General features: G+C 34.1%; 3 protein-coding genes. 2 read left to right on the top strand and 1 reads right to left on the bottom strand.

Annotation, left to right across the window (positions count from 1 at the left end; genetic code table 11):
* The first annotated feature begins 148 nt into the window (after positions 1-148).
* The gene (locus ACFIKE_RS09305) at positions 149-334 is read left to right on the top strand and encodes a hypothetical protein (RefSeq protein ID WP_375649510.1); all 186 of its coding nucleotides are present in this window, start codon (positions 149-151) and stop codon (positions 332-334) included.
* Positions 335-748: 414 nt separating this feature from the next.
* Entirely contained in the window at positions 749-901 is a 153-nt protein-coding gene (gene repC, locus ACFIKE_RS09300) for a replication initiation protein RepC (protein WP_375649512.1), read from the top strand.
* Between the two features lie 78 nt (positions 902-979).
* On the opposite strand, the gene ACFIKE_RS09295 is transcribed toward repC, so the two are convergent.
* On the bottom strand, positions 980-1324 hold the full coding sequence (locus ACFIKE_RS09295) for a helix-turn-helix domain-containing protein (protein ID WP_375649507.1): 345 nt from the start codon (positions 1322-1324) through the stop codon (positions 980-982).
* Between the last annotated feature and the right edge of the window lie 1264 nt (positions 1325-2588).

Raw genomic sequence — 2588 nt, 5'->3', positions numbered from 1 at the left:
CGTGACAGAGTTGATGGATGTTATTATTCATCATGATGTACGCATGGGTACTGCACTTGAGGAATCTTGAATTTTTTTGAGAAAATTATCAGATCATCTTTGAATAAAGGTCTGATTTTAATGCGGGATTTTGGCAATTACAAAAGGTATGACTACTAACTATGTGAGTTATGTAATAACGGCTTGTGGGATTGAACTTAGTATTTTAATTGCACGTTATCATGAACTTAAACATTCGATTTTTACGGTTAAAGAAGAAAAAATCATCATGATATGGTTGTTAGAAAATTTTGTGGCGTTTGTTGCCAATTGCGGCTTCGTATTGAAGAAATAAAATTTACATCGATTGTTTCACGGTTTTTAGGTCGTATTAATAAAATTAAGGCTGTTCTTGGTTCCCCTTTTAAATCGTTTATTTTTTTAAAAAAGGTTATGCATATACATAATAAAACCCCTAAACATAACTGTATTGTAACAAAAATGAGTATTCAAATGAACACACTCAAAATACTAACTTGACCTACTGTTACGATAAAATGGTTGATGAAAAAAAGAAAAAGGAAGAAACAACCTTATCTTCAAAAAACAACAAATTGCTTCACATCAGAACTTTTAACTGAAGCTTTGCCTAATGTGGTAATGTTCGTGAAAATGGGTTGGAATCTAAAAGAGATTTAATCGGTTCCATGGAATTTTTAGCTAAAATGAAAGAGATTTCTTCTCAGGCGCTTGAAGAAGCTAAAAAACAATAGGAAATAAAAAAGTTTTTCTGGCCATTGCTATAATTTTCGAAAAACACGGTAAAGAACTCGTGAAATCATCTGGAGGGTATTTGCGTGGCATGATTGCTAAAGAAAATCGAGGAGAATTGGATCTAGAACGTTTTTCTATGCCTTTCTGAATGAAGGCATAAAATAATAAATATTTAAATTGTTTGTAATTAAAATGATTACTTATCAAACGTTTAAAGCGTCTTATTCTATTCGGAAACCAACCACAAAATTGCTTTTTGTTTTTTAGGTTTGAGTTTTCTAAAACCTCTTAAAAAGAAGTATTCTTCTTTACTGGAAATTCCTTCATCACAAGAGTATGAAATATTTCTTTTTTGTGAAATATCGGTATAAAAAAAGGAGTTATGAACATCTAGTATGTTAGCAATTTCCTGTAAACAGCCAGCTCCTACACGATTTGAGCCGTTCTCATATTTTGGGATTTGTTGGAAGCTTACTCCTAATTCTTTTTGAGAAATTCCCATGAAGTTTCTTCTGGTGCGAATTTTTTTTCCTACAGAAATGTCATTTAAATGTGGAGTTTTGTTTTGCACTTTAAATTCCCCCCTACCGGGTGCGAGCGCCCTCGCATTGGTATTCCGGGAGTAGTAAAGTACTGAAGTTTGAATCAGTATTCTGCTTTTAGTGCTGAGAAGCACTTGGACATAACAAAATCTCCCAGAACCCCAAGAAGACCCCTATAATGGGCTAATTTTTTTAGAACTTAGGGCTTTACTTCCCTTATTGATCATTGCGTAGATAACCAATTACTCTCACTCATAAAATAATCTTGAAAGCTTAGCAATAAAAATAGTTTTTATTTATAAACTTGATTTTTAAATGAGAGGCTATCCGCCTCTCAAACTCTCCGGAACGCTCACCAAAATCATGACATCAGACCCGCGTTTAATGAGATGACTAACAATCCTAGGTTCTTAAGGTCAAGGAGACCATTACATGGCGCCTAACGGCGTCCTTGACAAAGAAACCATACCGGCTTGTTTTGTCCCTCTCACGCGGCTCCGAAATCATGATTAGAACGGGAGCTTTTAAGGGCATATACTTCAAAAGAAAGAGATAAAAATTATAAGCTATTTTATGAGATAAATATTTGAAAATATTATAAAAAAAGACAAAAATAGTTGACAATAAATGGGTATTTTGCTGTATAAATACTTAAGTGCAGAAAACACTAAACCAATAGTGGATAGATTACGAAACAATCTTTCCCTTGTCTTTAAAAAACTGACTGTCTTTTATGCTTTTATTAGCATATATAGTGATTTTGTCGGGTGTGGTTATGCCATACAACACCCTTATGGGGAAAAGCATAACAACAGACTTTAGGCTGTGTTTTGAGCACCCGACGCCTTATAGGATGTCAATTCAAAACTTTTAAACTGTAAGGAGTTCATTGTGAACGCTATCTCAAAAAAATATAAATTTACAAACGAAACCCAAACAAGTTGGTGATCATACTCTTTATCGCATCCGTGTATCAAGGGACTTTGGTGATGTTAATGCTGGTGACCTTGGTGGTTTTATTGAAAAGGAAAAAACTATCGCATCATGGTAATTGCTGGGTGTATGACAAGGCGCGCGTGCTTCAAAATGCACGGATTTATGGCAATGCTAAAATTTATGATAACGCTTCTATTAAATGGGCATGCCTATATTTTTAATGCTGCTGTTGTGTGTGGTGCTACCGTATCTGGTTATTCTCTCATTCATAGAGATGTCTTTTTTTGATTTTCCTTTTTCTTTTACTTATTCGTAAACCAGTTATTATTTTAACAGAGTTTATAGCAGGGGGGATTT

The organism is Bartonella sp. MU70NMGDW (assembly GCF_042194085.1).
GTDB classification, from domain to species: domain Bacteria; phylum Pseudomonadota; class Alphaproteobacteria; order Rhizobiales; family Rhizobiaceae; genus Bartonella; species Bartonella grahamii.
This window is presented reverse-complemented; position numbering and strand designations above follow the sequence as displayed.